At 64.9% G+C, this 16,771-nt stretch carries 15 protein-coding genes and 1 pseudogene; 10 read left to right on the top strand and 6 right to left on the bottom strand.

Annotation, left to right across the window (positions count from 1 at the left end):
- Window positions 1-11 precede the first annotated feature (11 nt).
- The 6 genes from ACHMW6_RS33735 to ACHMW6_RS33760 all read left to right on the top strand — a co-directional run bounded on the left by ACHMW6_RS33735 (window position 12) and on the right by ACHMW6_RS33760 (window position 6,436).
- The gene (locus tag ACHMW6_RS33735; protein ID WP_395403760.1) at window positions 12-266 is read left to right on the top strand and encodes an acyl carrier protein; all 255 of its coding nucleotides are present in this window, start codon (window positions 12-14) and stop codon (window positions 264-266) included.
- Window positions 263-1,120, top strand: coding sequence for a hydrolase 2, exosortase A system-associated (locus ACHMW6_RS33740; RefSeq protein WP_395403762.1), 858 nt, complete (start codon window positions 263-265; stop codon window positions 1,118-1,120). Before ACHMW6_RS33735 ends, ACHMW6_RS33740 begins: the two co-directional genes overlap by 4 nt.
- Complete coding sequence (locus tag ACHMW6_RS33745; protein WP_395403764.1) at window positions 1,110-2,009, top strand: hydrolase 1, exosortase A system-associated; 900 nt, start codon at window positions 1,110-1,112, stop codon at window positions 2,007-2,009. Before ACHMW6_RS33740 ends, ACHMW6_RS33745 begins: the two co-directional genes overlap by 11 nt.
- Window positions 1,979-3,298 (top strand): glycosyltransferase, encoded by a 1,320-nt coding sequence (locus tag ACHMW6_RS33750; RefSeq protein ID WP_395403766.1) that lies wholly within the window; start codon window positions 1,979-1,981, stop codon window positions 3,296-3,298. Before ACHMW6_RS33745 ends, ACHMW6_RS33750 begins: the two co-directional genes overlap by 31 nt.
- Window positions 3,295-4,014, top strand: a complete 720-nt coding sequence (locus ACHMW6_RS33755) for a tetratricopeptide repeat protein (RefSeq protein ID WP_395403768.1) — start codon at window positions 3,295-3,297, stop codon at window positions 4,012-4,014. Before ACHMW6_RS33750 ends, ACHMW6_RS33755 begins: the two co-directional genes overlap by 4 nt.
- A 562-nt stretch (window positions 4,015-4,576) precedes the next feature.
- Window positions 4,577-6,436, top strand: a complete 1,860-nt coding sequence (locus ACHMW6_RS33760; protein WP_395403770.1) for a hypothetical protein — start codon at window positions 4,577-4,579, stop codon at window positions 6,434-6,436.
- Here the strand turns inward: ACHMW6_RS33760 and prsR are convergent.
- From prsR to ACHMW6_RS33790, 6 genes and pseudogenes are all read right to left on the bottom strand, one after another.
- Window positions 6,409-7,773, bottom strand: a complete 1,365-nt coding sequence (prsR, locus tag ACHMW6_RS33765; RefSeq protein ID WP_395403772.1) for a PEP-CTERM-box response regulator transcription factor — start codon at window positions 7,771-7,773, stop codon at window positions 6,409-6,411. The two genes, ACHMW6_RS33760 and prsR, sit on opposite strands and share 28 nt — an antisense overlap.
- A gap of 16 nt (window positions 7,774-7,789) precedes the next feature.
- Window positions 7,790-8,209 carry an ATP-binding protein gene (locus ACHMW6_RS33770; protein WP_395408778.1) on the bottom strand — a complete coding sequence of 140 codons (420 nt, stop codon included), beginning with the start codon at window positions 8,207-8,209 and terminating at the stop codon, window positions 7,790-7,792.
- 121 nt (window positions 8,210-8,330) lie between these two features.
- Window positions 8,331-9,842: pseudogene (gene prsK / locus ACHMW6_RS33775) on the bottom strand (XrtA/PEP-CTERM system histidine kinase PrsK); the annotation flags it as partial.
- 20 nt (window positions 9,843-9,862) lie between these two features.
- Window positions 9,863-11,266 carry a TIGR03013 family XrtA/PEP-CTERM system glycosyltransferase gene (locus tag ACHMW6_RS33780; protein ID WP_395403774.1) on the bottom strand — a complete coding sequence of 468 codons (1,404 nt, stop codon included), beginning with the start codon at window positions 11,264-11,266 and terminating at the stop codon, window positions 9,863-9,865.
- 86 nt (window positions 11,267-11,352) lie between these two features.
- Window positions 11,353-12,390 (bottom strand): SDR family oxidoreductase, encoded by a 1,038-nt coding sequence (locus tag ACHMW6_RS33785; RefSeq protein ID WP_395403776.1) that lies wholly within the window; start codon window positions 12,388-12,390, stop codon window positions 11,353-11,355.
- 15 nt (window positions 12,391-12,405) lie between these two features.
- Window positions 12,406-13,695, bottom strand: a complete 1,290-nt coding sequence (locus ACHMW6_RS33790) for a nucleotide sugar dehydrogenase (protein WP_395403778.1) — start codon at window positions 13,693-13,695, stop codon at window positions 12,406-12,408.
- A 336-nt stretch (window positions 13,696-14,031) separates the two neighbouring features.
- Here ACHMW6_RS33790 and ACHMW6_RS33795 point away from each other — a divergent pair, with 336 nt between their 5' ends.
- From ACHMW6_RS33795 to ACHMW6_RS33810, 4 genes are all read left to right on the top strand, one after another.
- Window positions 14,032-14,979, top strand: coding sequence for a glycosyltransferase family 2 protein (locus tag ACHMW6_RS33795; RefSeq protein ID WP_395403780.1), 948 nt, complete (start codon window positions 14,032-14,034; stop codon window positions 14,977-14,979).
- 38 nt (window positions 14,980-15,017) lie between these two features.
- On the top strand, window positions 15,018-15,677 hold the full coding sequence (locus ACHMW6_RS33800) for a class I SAM-dependent methyltransferase (RefSeq protein WP_395403782.1): 660 nt from the start codon (window positions 15,018-15,020) through the stop codon (window positions 15,675-15,677).
- Between the two features lie 41 nt (window positions 15,678-15,718).
- Window positions 15,719-16,201 (top strand): glycosyltransferase, encoded by a 483-nt coding sequence (locus ACHMW6_RS33805; RefSeq protein WP_395403784.1) that lies wholly within the window; start codon window positions 15,719-15,721, stop codon window positions 16,199-16,201.
- Between the two features lie 113 nt (window positions 16,202-16,314).
- On the top strand, window positions 16,315-16,728 hold the full coding sequence (locus tag ACHMW6_RS33810) for a hypothetical protein (protein ID WP_395403786.1): 414 nt from the start codon (window positions 16,315-16,317) through the stop codon (window positions 16,726-16,728).
- Window positions 16,729-16,771: the final 43 nt, after the last annotated feature.

Here is a 16,771-nt window from a genome sequence, read left to right on the forward strand (position 1 = left end):
GGAGTTTATCAATGCAGCAGTATCTCGACGAAGTAAAAACCCTCCTGATCGACACGCTCGCCCTCGGCCCTGCCGGCCAGCACCTGAACGAGCATTCGGCCCTGCTGGGCAGCATCCCGGAACTCGATTCGATGGCCGTGGTGCAGCTGATCGGCGCACTGGAAGAGCAGTTCGGCTTCAGCGTGGACGATGACGAAATCAGCGCCTCCACTTTCGCCACCCTCGGCAGCCTGGCCGCCTTCGTCCAACACAAGCTGACAGCATGAATGCCCGCCCTGCGCCGCACGCCCATCCGTTCTTCCTGGACGGCGGGGCAGCAGCGCGCTTTTGCCTGTACCACGCGCCGCAGGGTTCCTGCCGCGGCGCCTTCATCTATCTGCACCCGTTTGCCGAGGAGATGAACAAGGCGCGCCGCATGGCGGCGCTGCAGGCACGCACGCTGGCGGCGCAGGGCTTTGCCATCCTGCAGATCGACCTGCACGGCTGCGGCGACAGCGCCGGCGATTTTGCCGACGCGCGCTGGGAAACCTGGCTGGCCGACGTGGCGCGCGCCGAGCGCTGGCTGGAGCAGAAGCTGGGCGACGCCCTGCTGGCGCCGGTCGGCCTGTGGGGCCTGCGCCTGGGCGCCCTGCTGGCCCTCGACTACGCGCGCCAGTCGCCGCACATGCCGTCCGCCATGCTGCTGTGGCAGCCCGTCTCCAGCGGCTCGGCCTTCCTGACCCAGTTCCTGCGCCTCAAGGTGGCGGCGCAGATGCTCGAGGACGGCCAGCAGAATGGCGGCACAGCCGCCCTGCGCGCCGCGCTGGAACAGGGCGAAGCGCTGGAAATCGCCGGCTATACGTTGGCGCCCGAACTGGCGCGCGCCATCGATGGCCAGGATGCGACGCGCATCATGCCGCCGCTGTGCCCCGTGCACTGGTTTGAAATGGTGGCCGAAGCGAGCCGTCCGCTGCCGCCGGCCGCGGCGCGCGTGCTGCAGACCTGGCAGGTCAACGGCGCCGACGCCACCGGCCACGCCGTACCCGGCCCCGCCTTCTGGGCCAGCCAGGAAATCGCGGAAGCACCCTTCCTGCTGCGGGCCACCTGCGCAGCCCTGCAGGAGGCCGCCTATGCAGCCTGACGAACAAGCCCTGGCCTTCGCCTGCGGCGGCGAGCCGCTGGTCGCCATCCTCAGCCCCAGCGCCGCGCCGGCAAAGCGCGGCGTGCTGATCATTGTTGGCGGCCCGCAGTACCGGGCCGGCAGCCACCGCCAGTTCGCCCTGCTGGCGCGCGACCTGGCCGCGCAAGGCATTCCCGCCATGCGTTTCGACTACCGCGGCATGGGCGACAGCGGCGGCGATCTGCGCAATTTTGAAATGGTGCAGGACGACCTGCGCGCCGCCGTCGACGCCTTCCTGCACGCCGTGCCGGGCCTGCAGGAAGTGGTGCTGTGGGGGCTGTGCGACGCCGCGTCCGCCGCCATGTTCCATGCCCACGCCGACCGGCGCGTGGCCGGCCTGGTGCTGCTCAACCCGTGGGCGCGCACCGAGGATGGCCTGGCGCGCGCCACGCTGAAGCACTATTACCGCGACCGCCTGCTGCAGCCGGCGCTGTGGAAGAAGATAGTCAGCGGCCAGTTCGATTTCCGCGGCGCCCTGCGCTCGTTCGCCGGCGTGCTGGGCGCGGCGCGCGGCAAGGCGCCGGCAGACGAACCGGCCCCGGCGCCGGAAGCGGCGGCACCGGCCCCCGTCTACTCGGTCGGCGCACCGCCGGGCGGTCCCGGCCTGCACGGGCGCATGCTGGAAGGCATGCAGCGCTTCGGCGGCCCCGTCCTTTTCATTTTCAGTGGCGCCGACCTCACGGCTCAGGAGTTTCTTGACATGACCAAGGCATCCCGCCGCTGGCAGGACTTGCTGGCCGCACCGCGCGTGCAACAGCAGACCCTGCAGGCGGCCGACCATACCTTCTCGCGCCGCGAATGGCGCGACCAGGTGGCCGCATGGACCGGCGAATGGGTGCGCGCATGGTAAAGCGTGTGCTGATGATCGCCTTTCACTTTCCGCCGCTGCGCGGCAGCAGCGGGATCCAGCGCACGCTGAAGTTTGCGCAATACCTGCCCGCGCTGGGCTGGCAACCTCTGGTGCTGTCGGCCCATCCGCGCGTCTACGAAAACCAGGGCCCGGACCAGATGAAGGAAATTCCGTCCGAAGCCATCGTGCACCGCGCCTTTGCGCTCGACACGCGGCGTCACCTGTCCTTCCGCAACCGCTACGTGGGCTGGATGGCCCTGCCGGACCGCTGGGTCAGCTGGTGCCTGGGCGCCGTGCCGACCGGGCTGCGCCTGGTGCGCCGCTACAAGCCGCAGGTGCTGTGGTCGACCTATCCGATCGCCACCGCCAACCTGATCGCCTATTTCCTGCACAAGCTGACCGGCCTGCCCTGGGTGGCCGACCTGCGCGACCCGATGACCGATGTCGACTATCCGTCCAATCCCGTCACGCGCAAGGTCTACCGCTGGATCGAGGACCGCACGGTGGAAAACTGCACGGTGGCCGTGTGCACCACGCCGGGCGCCATCGTCACCTATACCAAACGCTATCCGCACATCCCGGCCAGCCGCTTCACGCTGATCGAGAATGGCTACGATGAAGAGAACTTCACCGATGCGGCGCGCGCAGCCGCCAGCTTCCAGCGCCCGCCCGGCCGGCCGTTCACGCTGATCCACAGCGGCGTGATCTACCCGTCCGAGCGCGATCCGGTGCCGCTGTTCGAGGCCCTGTCCGACCTGCAGCGCACGGGCGAGGTCACGCCGCAGCGGCTGCATATCGTGCTGCGCGCCACCGGTCACGATGACTACCTCGCCGGCCTGATCGACCGCTACAACATCGGCAGCCTGGTCAGCCTGGCGCCGCACATCGCCTACCGCGACGCGCTGACCGAAATGCTGACGGCGGACGGCCTGCTGGTGCTGCAGGCGACCAACTGCAACCACCAGATCCCGGCCAAGCTGTATGAATACCTGCGCGCGCGCCGCCCCATCCTGGCCCTGACGGATACGATCGGCGACACCGCCGCCGCGCTGCGCAGCGCCGGCATCGACACCATCGCGCCGCTGGACGACAAGGAAGGCATCAAGGCCGGCCTGCTGCACTTCCTGCGCCAGGCGGAAGCGGGCCAGGCGCCGCTGGCGACGTCCGCGGCGGTGGCCGGCGCCTCGCGCCGCGCCCGCACCGCAGAGCTGGGCCGCCTGCTGGACCATATCACCGCGACCGCGCACGCCAAACGTCCGGTCACCCAAGGCAGTACGGAGGAAGTATGAAGAAAGCGATATTGATTTCCGGCGCCAGCTTGCTCATGCTCTCGGGCGGCATGGCGCAGGCCAGGCAGATTTGCGGCAGCCTGGGCGTCGCACACGACGTGCGGGATAACGAACTAATTCTGCAGATCGTTGAGGGCGCCCACTTCACTGAAGAGGTGGAAGCGGGCGGACGCGGCACCTCGGGCGGCCTGGCGGCGGCGGACATCCACTACACCCTGGCCACCTTCCCCAACCACCGGCGCGCGCTGGAAGCGGTGATCCGGATGGCGCCGCGCTACAAGGGCGGCACGATTCCCGGCATGCAATACCCTTCCGAGTGCTATCTGGAACGCGCAGTGCGCTTCCGTCCGGACGATGGCATCGTCTGGGGGCTGTATGGCCGTTACCTGTATGTGATGGGCAAGGAGTCGCAAGCCTTGCCCATGTTCGAGCGGGCAATCGCGCTCAGCCCGGACGATCCCGCCATCAATTACAACATCGGCCTGATGTACGCCAAGCAGAAACAGTACGACAAGGCCCTGCCTTACGCCCAGAAGGCCTATGCCGCCGGCTTCCCCCTGGCGGGCCTGAAGAACATGCTGGTCAGTGCCCGCGCCTGGGTTGAGCCGCCGAAGTCCGCCGCCGCCGATGCTGAAAGTGCAGCCCCAGGCGCCGCTGCCCCTGCTGCTGCGGCGGCCGCTTCCTCTGCCAGCACCGAAGCGACGACGAAACAATGATGCGTGTTGTGTTTGCGCGCGCCACCGCGGTGGCGGCGCTGGCCCTGCTGGCCCTCGTTTGCTGGTACTACCCGGCCAACAAGCTGCTGCTGGGCGCCGGACTTGGCGCCTATATCGCCCTGCTGCTGTGGCGTCCCACCTGGTGGCTGGCCATCGTGCCGGCCCTGCTGCCCGTGCTCGATTTCGCGCCGTGGACCGGCTGGTATTTCGTCGACGAGCTGGACCTGCTGCTGCTGGCCACCTGTGCCGGCGGCTACCTGCGTTACGGCAAAGAACAGCCCACCCGCCTGCCGGGCCTGGCGAAGGCGGCCTGCGTGCTGCTGGTGCTGTGCTGGCTGGGCGCAGCCGCGCGCGGCCTGCTGCCGCTGCCGCCGTGGGACGCCAATGCACTGTCCAACTATGTCAGCCCGTATAACAGCCTGCGCGTGCTGAAAGGCCTGCTGTGGCCGCTCTTGCTGCTGCCCCTGCTGCGCCAGAGCGCGGGAGCGGAAGCCGTCAACATCGAGCGCCTGTTCGTGCCGGGCATGCTGGCCGGCCTGGCGCTCACCAGCCTGGCCGTGATGTGGGAGCGCGATACCTTCCCGGCCTGCTCAACTTCGCCAGCGATTACCGTCCCACGGCGCCCTTCTCCGCCATGCACACCGGCGGCGCCGCCCTCGACGCCTACCTGGCGATGGCCTTCCCCTTTGTCGCCCTGTGGCTGATCGATGGCCGCCATCACCCGTCCCGGCTGGCGGCCGGCCTGGCGTGCCTGATGCTGGGCTGCTTCGCGGGCCTGACCATTTTCTCGCGCGACATTTACATCGCTTACGCCGCCTCCGGCGCCCTGATCGGCGCGCTCATCTGCGCGCACCGCGTGCGCCGCGGCGCCCTGCGCTGGCAGGCCTTGCTGGCGGCCCTGCTGATGGGAGTGCTGCTGGTGTGGATGCTGTCGCATGTGTTCAGCACCAGCGGCTACCGCGGCCTGCTGGCATCGCTCGGCCTGCTGGGCGCGGCGGTCGTGGCCGGCGGCGCCGAACAGCGCCTGCGGCACTGGCTGCTTGCTGCCGGGGTGGCCGTGGCGCTGCTGGCGGCCAATGGCGCGCTGGAATTGCTGGGCGGTGGCGGCGAGACGTCGAAAACCGCCTATGCGGGCTATATCCTGGCCGGCGCCGTGTGCGCGGCCGGCACCGCGCTGCTGCTGTTCGGCCGCGAACAGCAGCGCCTGCAGGGCATTGCCCTGGCCCTGGGTGCACTACCCGCAATCGGCCTCGCCGCCATTCTGGTCGGCAGGCACTGGGGCGGCAACGAAACCCTGCCCGACCTGGCCATGGTGCTGCTGCTGGCCGCCGCCCTGGCCGCCTGCCGCCTGCTGCCGCAGCGCCCCTGGACACTGAACCGCGGCACGCTGACGGTCGGCTTTTTTGCCACCATCGTGCTGGCCATCCTGATCCCGATTACCGGCAGTTATTACACCGGCAGCCGCTTCTCCACCGTGGGCGACGACCTGGGCGTGCGTCTCGACCACTGGCAGGAAGCACTGGACATGATGGACAAGGACGGCATGACCCAGGCTTTCGGCCAGGGCTTGGGCCGCTATCCGCAGCTGTACATGTGGCGTAACACGCACGGTGAAACGCCCGGCTCCTTCCGCTATATCGAGGAAGGCAGCAACCGCTACCTGCGCCTGGGCGGCTCGGAGCTGTCCACCGGCTACGGCGAAATCCTGCGCTTCCTGCAGCGGGTGGACGTGCAGCCCGGCCGCCGCTACGTGCTGTCCATGGATTACCGCACCAGCAGCGACAAGGCCGGGCTCAGCACCGCCGTCTGCGAACGCTGGCTGCTCTATCCGCAGAGCTGCCTGATCCCGCGCGTTCCGGGCGCCAAATGGACGCCGGACTGGGTGCATGTGGAGCAGCCGCTGCCGCCGCGCACCAGCACGGACGGCCTGATCGGCACGCCGATGCAGCTGGAAATCGCCGTCTGGTCGCGCACCGGCACCATGGATGTGGATAACGTCAGCCTGCGCGAAGCGGACACGGGCCGCGAGCTGATCCGCAACGGCAGCTTCAGCGACGCCAACGATTACTGGTTCTTCAGCAGCGACCGCAACCACATGCCCTGGCACGTGAAGAATTACGCGGTCAATACGGTGTTCGAACTGGGCTGGGTGGGCGCCCTGGCCACCGCCTTCTTCCTGCTGGCGGTAGGCGCGCCGCTGGTGGGGCGCGGCCTGGGCGGGGACTTGCAGGCTGCCGTGTTCCTGGCGGCGATGACGGGCTGCATGATGGTGGGCCTGTTCGACTCCATCACCGACGTGCCGCGCCTGACCATCCTGTTCATGCTGCTGGCCCTGGCGGGCAATCTGAAAGCGGTGGCAGCAAAGCGCAAGCGCCGCCGCCGCACCACCGAAGATCAGGCCGCGGAAGCCTTGATCGCGTGACGTTCCATCAAATCGTACAGGGTCGGGCGGCTCACGCCCAATAGCTCGGAAGCCTTGACGATATTGCCCTCGACCTGGGCCAGCGCCTTGACGATGGCCCGGTATTCGGCCTCGTCGCGCACCTGGCGCAGGTTGAAGGGCTGTTCTTCCAGCGGCGCACCTGACAGGCCCAGGTCGTCGGCCGTGATGGCCGGGCCGTCCGCCATGATGACGGCGCGCTTGATGATGTTTTCCATCTCCCGTACATTGCCCGGCCACTCGTGGTGGCTGATCTGCGCCAGGGCATCGGTGCTGAAGTGCATATTGCCGCGCCCTTCCTGGGTGCAGAAGCGGTTCTTGAAGTGCTGCGCCAGCAGCACCGCGTCGCCTTCGCGCTGGCGCAGCGGCGGCAGGGTCAGCACGATTTCGGACAGGCGGTAATACAGGTCTTCGCGGAAGCGGCCGGACTTCGCAAGTTCCTTCAGGTTCTGGTGGGTGGCGCAGACGATGCGCACATCCACCGGGATTTCCTCATGGCCGCCGACGCGCTCGATCACGCGCTCCTGCAGGAAGCGCAGCAGCTTGGCCTGCAGCGGCATCGGCATGTCGCCCACTTCGTCGAGGAAGAAGGTGCCGCCATGGGCCAGTTCCACCTTGCCCTTGGTCTGCTTGACGGCGCCGGTGAAGGCGCCCTTCTCGTAACCGAATAGTTCGGACTCGAGCAGCGTTTCCGGGATCGCCGCGCAATTGATGGCCGTGAAGCGCTCCTTGGCGCGCGGGCTGCCCTGGTGCAGGGCGCGCGCAATCACTTCCTTGCCGGTGCCCGATTCGCCCAGCACCATGACGGTGGCGGAACTGGGCGCCACCTTCTCGACCTGGCGGCACACCTTGAGCATGCCGGGGTCGCGGCTGATGATGCCGTTCAGCGGGCTGTCCGCCTGGCTTTGCTGCATGCGGCGGTTTTCCTGCTGCAGGCCGTATAGGAAGAAGGCGCGCTTGATCACCAGCGACAGCAACTCCGGCTCGCAGGGCTTCTGGTGGAAATCGTAGGCGCCCATGGCGATCGCCTGCACGGCGTGGGCGCGGTCCTGATTGCCGGTCAGCACGATGACCTTGGTGTCCGGCGCCAGCGCCAGGATGGACTGCAGCGTGGCCAGGCCTTCGGTGGCGCCATCCGGATCGGGCGGCAGGCCCAGGTCCATGGTGCAGACGGCCGGCTCGTGGCGGCGCAACTGCGCCAGCGCACTTTCGCGGTCGCCCGCCACCACCACATCGTAGTCGTCAAAACTCCACTTCAGCTGCTTTTGCAGTCCAGGGTCGTCTTCAATAATCAGCAGCTTCGGTTTGCTCGTGCTCACAGCGTGTCCTCTATCTTCAGGCGGCTTGTTCAATGGATTGCTGACGGTGCAGCGGAAGGCTGACCGTGAACGTGGTGCCTTGATCTGGCTGGCTGCGCACCTGCAGCTGTCCACCGAGCTGGTGGATGTATTCCCGGCTCTCGAAAGCGCCAATGCCCATGCCGGCCGACTTGGTGGAGTCGAAGGGCTTGAACAGGCGCTCGCGGATGAAATCTTCCGTCATGCCGCAGCCGGTGTCGCTCACTTCGACCTGCACCGTTTCGCCGACACGGGCTACGCGCACCGTCACCCGGCCTTCGCGCGGCGTCGCTTCGATCGCATTCTGGATCAGGTGGCCCAGCACGCGCTCCAGGCGCTCGGCCTCGGCCAGCACGCGCAGGCCGGGCTGGCCGATTTCCAGCAGCGGACGCGGCTCGAACGCGGCCTTGCCCGCCACCGCCTGCGCCAGCAGCGGACCGATGTCCAGCGCGGTGGCGCATTCGGGCGAGGCGGTACGGCTCGAATTTTTGCAGCATCAGTTTCATCTTTTGCACCGACAAGTCGACAGTCTCCATCATATCGCGCTGGAACTCCGGATTGTCGCGATGTTTTTCCGCATTGGCCATCAGCAGCGACAGCTGGGCCACCAGGTTCTTCAGGTCGTGCACGACGAAGGTGGACAGGCGGTTGAAGGAATCGAACTGGCGCGCCAGCATCAACGCGCTGTCGGCTTCCTGCTGCGCAAGATAGGAGGCGGCCTGGGTGCCGGCAATCTTCAGCAGGTCGCGCACCTCCCAGTTCAGGTTGACGGCGCTGCGCGCTTCCTGCAGCACGACAAAGCCGAACAGGCGCCCTTGCAGCAGCAGCGGCACCACCAGCCAGGCGCGCGAGAAGGCATGCAGCCACGCCGGCAGCGCGAGATTGTCATACAGCGATTGGTCGCGCTCGTATTCATCCAGGTCGATCAGCCACTGCTTCTGCTCCAGGAACTGGCACAGCACGGAATCGGCCGGCTCGACGACTTTCTGCGGCGACACATGCCACTGCGCGGCCGGCTCGAAGGCGCCCGATTCGCTCCGGATCCACAGGGCGCCGCCCGGGCTCTCGACCAGGGCGCCCAGCGCCGAGATGCTGCGCTCGCCCAGGCCCGGCCCCTGCTGCGACAGCGTGCGCGTAAATCCCAGCCACTCTTCGCGGTAATCGTAGTTGTAGCTGTAGAAGTGCTTGCTGATGAACACTTTCAGCCAGGCGCGGAAGGTGCCGGAAAAGAGGATACCGGCCAGCAGGACGGTGGCGCCGAACAGGAACACCAGCTGCATCAGCGAGCCCCAGGTGCCGCCCACATAGCGCAGATAGTAGGCGGCCGAGCTCATGGCCAGCAGGTAGATGGCCGAACCGATCAGGGCGGCCGAATGGAACACCACCCGGCGCGAGACGGCGATCTGCCCCGCCCAGGAGGCGCTGCGCAGCATGGAGAGGCCGATCAGCGGCACCGTCAGCGCATTGACCACACCGCGCGCGGCCCACAGTTCCTGGCTCAGTTCGCGGAACAGCAGGGTGTCGCTGTACATGTAGAAATCGTAGGCGAACATGGCGCCGATGCCGAGGCAGGCGAACTTGATGGCCCAGCGCTCCTGCACGCCGCGGTTGCGGTACAGCTGCTCGACCAGCAGCATGCCCAGCACGGCGATGCCCAGGCGGCCCAGCACGCTGACATGGAATTCCACCAGCTGCGGAATCAGCGGCGCTGCCAGGGCGGACAGCAGCAAAACCAGGTAGAAGGCGGCAATCATGCGCACGTTGCGCGACCGGCGCGCGCCCGGCGCCGGTCCAAGCTGGCCCTGCAGCGCCAGCAGGGCCGCAGTCCAGGCGGCGTCGCGCAGCAGTTCGGCGAGGTAGAGCAGCAGGGCCGGCTCGGCCGTGACCGCGGCCCAGGCCAGGATACCGCCCCAGCCGGCCGTGACCAGGCTGGACAAGGCCAGCACGCGGCCATGCGGACGCTGGCGCCATCCCGTCAGCAGCAGCAGGCCGAAGAAAAGGAACGCCAGCGCGGCGCTGGCATAGCTAAAGACGGCGGTGCTGGTCGGCATCAGCGCTCCATAAGCTGGGCTCAGCGGCCTCCCCTGAACATCACCACCTTGAAGGTGTCGATCAGGACCAGCACATCCAGCAGCAGGCTGTTGTTTTTCACGTAATACAGGTCGTACTGCAGTTTCTGCAGGGCGTCCTCGATCGAGTCGCCGTAGCCGTAGCGCACCTGGGCCCAGCCCGTGATGCCCGGCTTGATGCTGTGGCGCACGTCATAGAAAGGCACGCGCTCGTTCAGCTGGTCGACGAAATACGGCCGTTCCGGGCGCGGGCCGACAAAGGACATCTCGCCCTTCAGCACGTTCAGGATCTGCGGCAATTCATCGATCCGCAGCTTGCGGATGATATTGCCCACGCGCGTGATGCGCGGGTCGTTTTTCGAGGCCCACTGCGGGGTGCCGTTCTTTTCCGCGTTCTTGTACATGCTGCGGAACTTCAGCACCTTGAACAGACGGCCATCCTTGCCTACGCGCTCCTGCTCGTAGAACACGGGCGCGCCGTCTTCCAGCGCGATCGCGATGGCGGTCAGCACCATCACCGGCAGCGAGACGGCCAGGATGGCCAGGCTGACCAGCACGTCGAAGGTGCGCTTCATGAAGGTCCGCACATAGCTCTGGTCGAAGCCGCCGCCGAACACCAGCCAGGAAGGCTGCAGCGAATCGACGCGGATCTGGCAAGTTTCGCGCTCGAAGAAGGTGGCGGCATCGGTCACCTGGATGCCGAAGGTCTTGCACTCCAGCAGTTCCTTGATCGGGAACGCGCCGCCGCGGCGGTTCTGCACCGAGACCACGATTTCGGACACGCGCTGGGCATTGGCCAGCGCCACCAGCGAAGCGCCGTCGGCCAGGTGCAGCAACTTGCTCTGCGGCACAGCCACGTCTTCGGACGGCACCGGCACATAGCCGGCGATATCGTATTTACGGTAGTTCCCCGGCCGCACTGCCAGGTCGCCGCACTCCTTTGCCAGGGAGCCTCCGCCCAGGAAGATGATGCGCGTTTCCAGGAAGTGGGTGCGCGACGTCTGCAGGAAAATGCCGCGCGCCAGCAGGATGCCGGTGGCCGCGAACAGGTAGACCAGCACCAGGATGCCGCGCCCGAAATACAGTTCCGGCGCCAGGTAAAACACCAGGGTCAGGATGCAGAAACCCATGGCGAAGGAAGGCATCAGCTGCAGGAAGAAGGGATTGCGCAAGCCTTCCTGGAAATTGATCTGGTACATGCCCAGCGCACTCATGCTGAACACGATGGCGGCGGCAAAAATGCAGGCCGACATGAAGAAATGGTCCAGGCGCGGCAACGCGAACTGCTCGCCGTCGAAGAAGCGCAAGCCCGCTCCGGCATAGAACGAACCGATCAGGATCATCACTTCCAGGAACAACAGGCTGAACACCACCTTCGAGATGTAGTGGTTGGAGATTCTTAGCATTTTTTCCCTCCCGCATTACTTCTTATTGCCGGATGAATTGCTGCGTCCCCACGCAGTTTCCCCGGTGATTCGTTGTAATGGCGGATTTATTCTTGACCCGCCAAATTGCGGACATACCAATCCATTGCTTCCTTCAAGCCTTCGCCGATGCGGTGCGAAGGATGGAAACCCAGGAGCTCGCGCGCCTTGCTGATATCGGCTTGCGAATGCCGCACGTCGCCCGTGCGGAACCCCTGGTACTGCGCCTTGTGCTCGTTCAGGTGCGGGAATCGCGGCTGAAGGAGCTCACGCATCATCAGGTAAAGCTGGTTTAGCGTCGTGCGCTCGTTGAGCGCAACGTTGTAGACCTGGTTGACGGCTTCCGGAGCCTCCACGGTTGCCGCCAGCAGGTTGGCCTGAACCACGTTATCGATGAAGCAGAAGTCGCGGCTCGTTTCGCCGTCGCCATTGATGAACAGCGGACGGTTGCGGATCAGGCCGGCCACCCACTGCGGTATCACCGCGGCATAGGCGCCTTCCGGATCCTGGCGCGGCCCGAACACATTGAAGTAGCGCAGGCCGATGGATTGCGTGCCGTAGCAGCGGCCGAAGACGTCCGCGTACAGTTCGTTGGCATATTTGGTCACCGCATAGGGCGACAGCGGGTTGCCGATCTGGTCCTCCACCTTCGGCAGGCCCGGATGGTCGCCATAGGTGGAGCTGGATGCGGCGTAGACGAAGCGCTTGACCCTGGCGTCGCGCGCCGCAGTCAGCATGTGCAGGAAACCGGTGACATTGGTTTCGTGCGTGGCCAGCGGATTTTCAATCGAGCGGGTCACCGAGCCGAGCGCCGCTTCGTGCAGCACGTAGTCCACGCCCATGCAGGCGCGGGCGCAGGTGGCCGGGTCGCGGATATCGCCTTCGATGAAGGTGAAATTGGCCCAGTGCGCGGAACCGACCAGCTCGTGCACCTGGTCCAGGTTGTGCTGATGGCCGGTGGCGAAATTATCCAGGCCGGTGACGCGCTGGCCCAGCTTGAGCAGGGCCTCCACCAGGTTGGACCCGATGAAGCCGGCCGCACCCGTCACCAGCCAGTGATAAGACTGGCTGCGCAGGTGCTCCTGTACTTGCTCAAACTTTGACACTACCGCTCTCCCGGATTACAGGCGCCAGACGCTGAAACCTGCTTCGCGCAGGCCGGCCATATTGAAGGCCGATTTCACGTCGATGAAGCAGCCGCCAGGATTCAGCTTGGCCGACAGGTCGCCCAGCGACAGGGCCAGCAATTCCTTGTGCGACACGGCCGCCACCAGGGCGTCGGCCTGCGGCAGGCTGTCCCAGCTTTCCAGCCTGATGCCGTATTCATGCACGGATTCCTCCGCATCGGCCACCGGATCGTACACATGCACGTCGAGGCCATACGATTGCAGTTCGAACACCACGTCCGCCACCTTGGAATTGCGCAGGTCCGGGCAGTTTTCCTTGAAGGTCAGGCCCAGCACGTTCACCTTGGCGCCCTTGATATGGCAGCCGGCGGCAATCATTTGCTTGACGGTCTTTTCCGCCACGAACTTTGCCATGCCGTCGTTGATGCGGCGGCCGGCCAGGATCACTTGCGGGTGGTAGCCGATCATGTCGGCCTTGTGCGTCAGGTAGTAGGGATCGACGCCGATGCAGTGGCCGCCCACCAGGCCCGGACGGAAGGGCAGGAAGTTCCACTTGGTGCCGGCAGCCTGCAGTACTTCCAGGGTGTCGATGCCGATCTTGTCGAAGATGATGGCCAGCTCGTTCATCAGCGCGATATTCAGGTCGCGCTGGGTGTTTTCGATGACCTTCGCCGCCTCGGCCACCTTGACGCTGGAGGCGCGGTAGACGCCGGCGGTCACGATGGATTCGTACAGCTTGGCGATCGCATCCAGGGTCGGCGCGTCATCGCCGGACACCACCTTCAGGATATTGGTCAGGGTGTGCTGCTTGTCGCCCGGATTGATGCGCTCCGGCGAGAAGCCGACGTGGAAATCGCGCCGCCACTGCAGGCCGGAATGCGCTTCCAGCACGGGGATGCAGACTTCCTCGGTAGCGCCCGGGTACACGGTCGATTCGTAGACCACGATGGCGCCCTTTTTCATATACTTGCCGACGCTGGTGGAAGCGCCGATCAGGGGACCGAAATCGGGATTGTGAGCGATATCAACAGGGGTCGGCACAGCGACCACGATATAGTCCGCCTCGGCCAGCACGGCCGGGTCGGTGCTGACGGTCAGCTGGTTGGCTGCGCGCAGGTCATCTTCCGAAACTTCACCCGTGGGGTCAATGAAGCGGCGGTAGTTTTCTACCTTGGCTTCCGACAGGTCGAAACCGATCGTCTTGCGTTTTTTGCCAAATTCGACTGCCAGCGGTAAGCCGACATAGCCCAATCCTACAACCGCGACCACCTTCGTGTTATCCATTTCGGGTTCCTGTGAGAATTACGTATTACTATTATGCTAACTATATAACATAAAGCGGACTACTTCAATGCTGAGTTTCACAATTTGAAGGCCCGGTTCATCGCGTCCATTGGGAAAGAGCGTTTTTGTTGTCGTTATGGCTGTTGGCGCAGCGCCACATAACTTCATGCAATTTGGTCAATTCAATTGACCAATTAGCATGAATTGTCAATTTTACACCGCGCTGTCCAGCCTGTCACAGCCTTTTGCAAGGAACGACGAAATGGCAACACACTGCATTGCAGCAATCCACTGGCTAAGGTAGCGTTGAGGATAATTTGATAATTTGACCACGTTATGACTGCCCCGCTCGTTTCCGTCATCATGCCTGTGTTTAACACCGGCGCTTACCTGCGCGAAGCGGTCGCCTCAGTCCTGAACCAGCGGGACCTGGCCGGACAGGCAGTGCCGCCGTTCGAGCTGATCATCGTCGACGACGGCAGCACGGACCCCGTAACGCTGGACATCCTCAACAGTTTCAGCCACGTGCCCAATCTCCGGATGCTGCGTAATGCCCGTGGCAAGGGCGCCGCAGGCGCGCGCAATACCGGCATCGAGGCCGCCGCCGGCCAATGGATCAGTTTCCTGGATTCGGACGATTTGCTCTTCCCCTACGCGCTGGCACGGCGCTGGCAAGTCGCCTGCGAGCATCCCGATGCGGCCTGGATCGCGGCCCGCTTCCGGCTCCTGCGCCCGGCGCCGGACCAGGGCACGTTCGAGAGCGCCGCAGCGCTGCTTGACATGGCGCCCCCCGCCGGCCCGCCAAAGATGCGCCGCCTGCCCTTGCCGGTGGCCGCCTTCGCAGCTGAATGCATGGTGGGCATCATGAGCGTGCTGATCCGCCGCGATCTCGTTATCGCGCAAGGCATGTTCGATGAGCGCCTGCCGCGCTCGGAAGACTACTACCTGTGGTTCCAGTGCGCGCGCGAGCACGACCTGTGGCTGCTGGAAGAGGATGTGGCCTGGTACCGCATCCATACGGCAAGCCTGACCCATGGCGATGCACCGCGCTTCCTGCACGAGGAGCGCATGCTCGAGCTGATGCTCGGCGACCATGCCTGGCAGCCCCACCGCAGGCTGCTGGTGCAACGCCTCGATGTGGTCATGCAGGACCATTGCTATTTCTACCGCAGCCGCCGCCGCTTCCAGCGCTCGCTCGGCTGCGCCCTGTACTGGCTGCGCAGGCGGCCGGTGCACGCCGCGGCGTGGAAGGAATTGCTCGCGAGTGGTTTGCGCTTCAGTTGATTGCACCAGTTTTCCCGGCTAACTCTACAGGAGTATTCATGTCGTCCCTGGTTACATCGTCGCCCTACCATGATTCGCCCCGGCCGGAAATGCTCGCTTTCGTACCGGACCAGGCCCTGCGCGTTCTCGACGTGGGCTGCCACACCGGCGCCTTTGGCGCCGCGGTGAAGAAAAAGTGCGGTGGCGAAGTGTGGGGCATTGAGCCGAACCCGGAAACGGCGCAGGTCGCGACGAAAGTCCTGGACAAGGTATTCAACGATATCTTTACCCCCGACCTGCCCCTGCCCGACCAGTACTTCGACGCCATCGTCTTCAATGACGTGCTGGAGCACATGGTTGATCCCTGGTCGGCGCTGAAACTGGCCGCCACCAAGGTCAAGGCCAACGGATGCGTGCTGGTATCGCTGCCCAACCTGCGCCACATCGATAACCTCGTGCACATTATGCGTGAGCGCGATTTCAACTACGAGCCGGCCGGAATCCGCGACAAAACGCATTTGCGCTTTTTCACGCGCAAGAGCCTGCTGCGCCTGTTCGATGGCAGCGGCCTCGTCGTCGAGCAAATCCATGGCATTAACGAGGAATGCTACCCCTCGCTCCCGCGCCGCATCGCGTATTTCCTCTTCAAGGATTATCTTGAAGACACCCGCCACATCCAGTTCGCCGTCATAGCCAGGCCCGCCGCGTCCTTAAGTTAGTCGGATCCGCTCGAGCCAAAGTCAACCCATGGGGAGCAACGATGGAAATGAGCACGACAAGAACCCTGGTCAGCATACTGAACTGGCGCGCACCGGAAAAAACCATAGCAGCCGTCGCGAGACTGCTGGAGCTTCAGCCACCCGCCTGCCATGTCGAGCTGCTGGTGATAGACAACGGTTCCAGCCTCGATGAATTCGAGACACTGCAGCGCCTGCTGCCGCCCACGGTGAGCCTGCGCCGCAACGCGGCGAACCTCGGATTTGCCGGCGGCCATAACCAGGCCATCCGGCTCGCGATGGAGCAGGACTTCGACTTCATCTGGTTATTCAACAACGATGCCAGCGTGCTGGCGTCCGATACGCTGCCGGCGCTAATCCGCATCATGGAAAGCGACCCCGGCTGTGCCGCCGTTTCGCCGCGCCTGGAAGACGACCATGGCCGCGTTTTACTTCAACGGCGGCGAGCACGACTGGAAAAACCGCCAGAGCAACTGGCCCTCCCTGGAAAAAATGCAGAAGCTTGACGGCGCCACGCCGATGAATCAGTGGCTGTCGGGTGCCGCCTTGCTGCTGCGTGTGGCGGCGCTCAGGAAAGTCGGGCTCCTCGATGAGCGGTATTTCGCCTACTACGAGGACAATGAACTCAGCGTACGGCTGGCAAAGGCGGGATGGAAGCTCGAGAGTTGCGTTCGAGGCCAGGGTGCGTCATCCTCTCCCGGCGAAAGATACGGAACGGCCGCCCTACTATTTCTATCTTACACAGAGAAATTATCTTCTTTTCTGGTACGAGAACACGCCGCCGGAATACCGCCACCGTTTATGGCTGCGCCTGCTGGACCAGGCCTTCTACAACTGCAACCAGCTTTACGATGATGGTTTTCCCGCACATGGCAATGCCAGCCTGCTCGGAATCAGGGATTTCATCGTCGGCAGGACGGGCAAGCCGGATCTTGATCGACGGAATAATTTATTGCTGGTAGGCGCGAGAAAACTGACGCGCCTGCGGCAGAACCTGATGGCGGCGGCGCGCGGCGGGCAGCGCTACAGCTAGTCTCCTGGCGCCGCCAACCAGCCGTCGCTGAGGTGCGGCACAA

The sequence above is a fragment of the Pseudoduganella sp. UC29_106 genome, from assembly GCF_044055365.1.
GTDB lineage: Bacteria > Pseudomonadota > Gammaproteobacteria > Burkholderiales > Burkholderiaceae_D > Rugamonas.

Bases quoted from the DNA above. Each gene is read 5' to 3' on its own strand.
- ACHMW6_RS33735 (WP_395403760.1), top strand. From the start codon at position 12: ATGCAGCAGTATCTCGACGAAGTAAAAACCCTCCTGATCGACACGCTC.
- ACHMW6_RS33740 (WP_395403762.1), top strand. From the start codon at position 263: ATGAATGCCCGCCCTGCGCCGCACGCCCATCCGTTCTTCCTGGACGGC.
- ACHMW6_RS33745 (WP_395403764.1), top strand. From the start codon at position 1,110: ATGCAGCCTGACGAACAAGCCCTGGCCTTCGCCTGCGGCGGCGAGCCG.
- ACHMW6_RS33750 (WP_395403766.1), top strand. From the start codon at position 1,979: ATGGACCGGCGAATGGGTGCGCGCATGGTAAAGCGTGTGCTGATGATC.
- ACHMW6_RS33755 (WP_395403768.1), top strand. From the start codon at position 3,295: ATGAAGAAAGCGATATTGATTTCCGGCGCCAGCTTGCTCATGCTCTCG.
- ACHMW6_RS33780 (WP_395403774.1), bottom strand. From the start codon at position 11,266: ATGCTAAGAATCTCCAACCACTACATCTCGAAGGTGGTGTTCAGCCTG.
- ACHMW6_RS33790 (WP_395403778.1), bottom strand. From the start codon at position 13,695: ATGGATAACACGAAGGTGGTCGCGGTTGTAGGATTGGGCTATGTCGGC.
- ACHMW6_RS33795 (WP_395403780.1), top strand. From the start codon at position 14,032: ATGACTGCCCCGCTCGTTTCCGTCATCATGCCTGTGTTTAACACCGGC.
- ACHMW6_RS33800 (WP_395403782.1), top strand. From the start codon at position 15,018: ATGTCGTCCCTGGTTACATCGTCGCCCTACCATGATTCGCCCCGGCCG.
- ACHMW6_RS33805 (WP_395403784.1), top strand. From the start codon at position 15,719: ATGGAAATGAGCACGACAAGAACCCTGGTCAGCATACTGAACTGGCGC.
- ACHMW6_RS33810 (WP_395403786.1), top strand. From the start codon at position 16,315: ATGAACTCAGCGTACGGCTGGCAAAGGCGGGATGGAAGCTCGAGAGTT.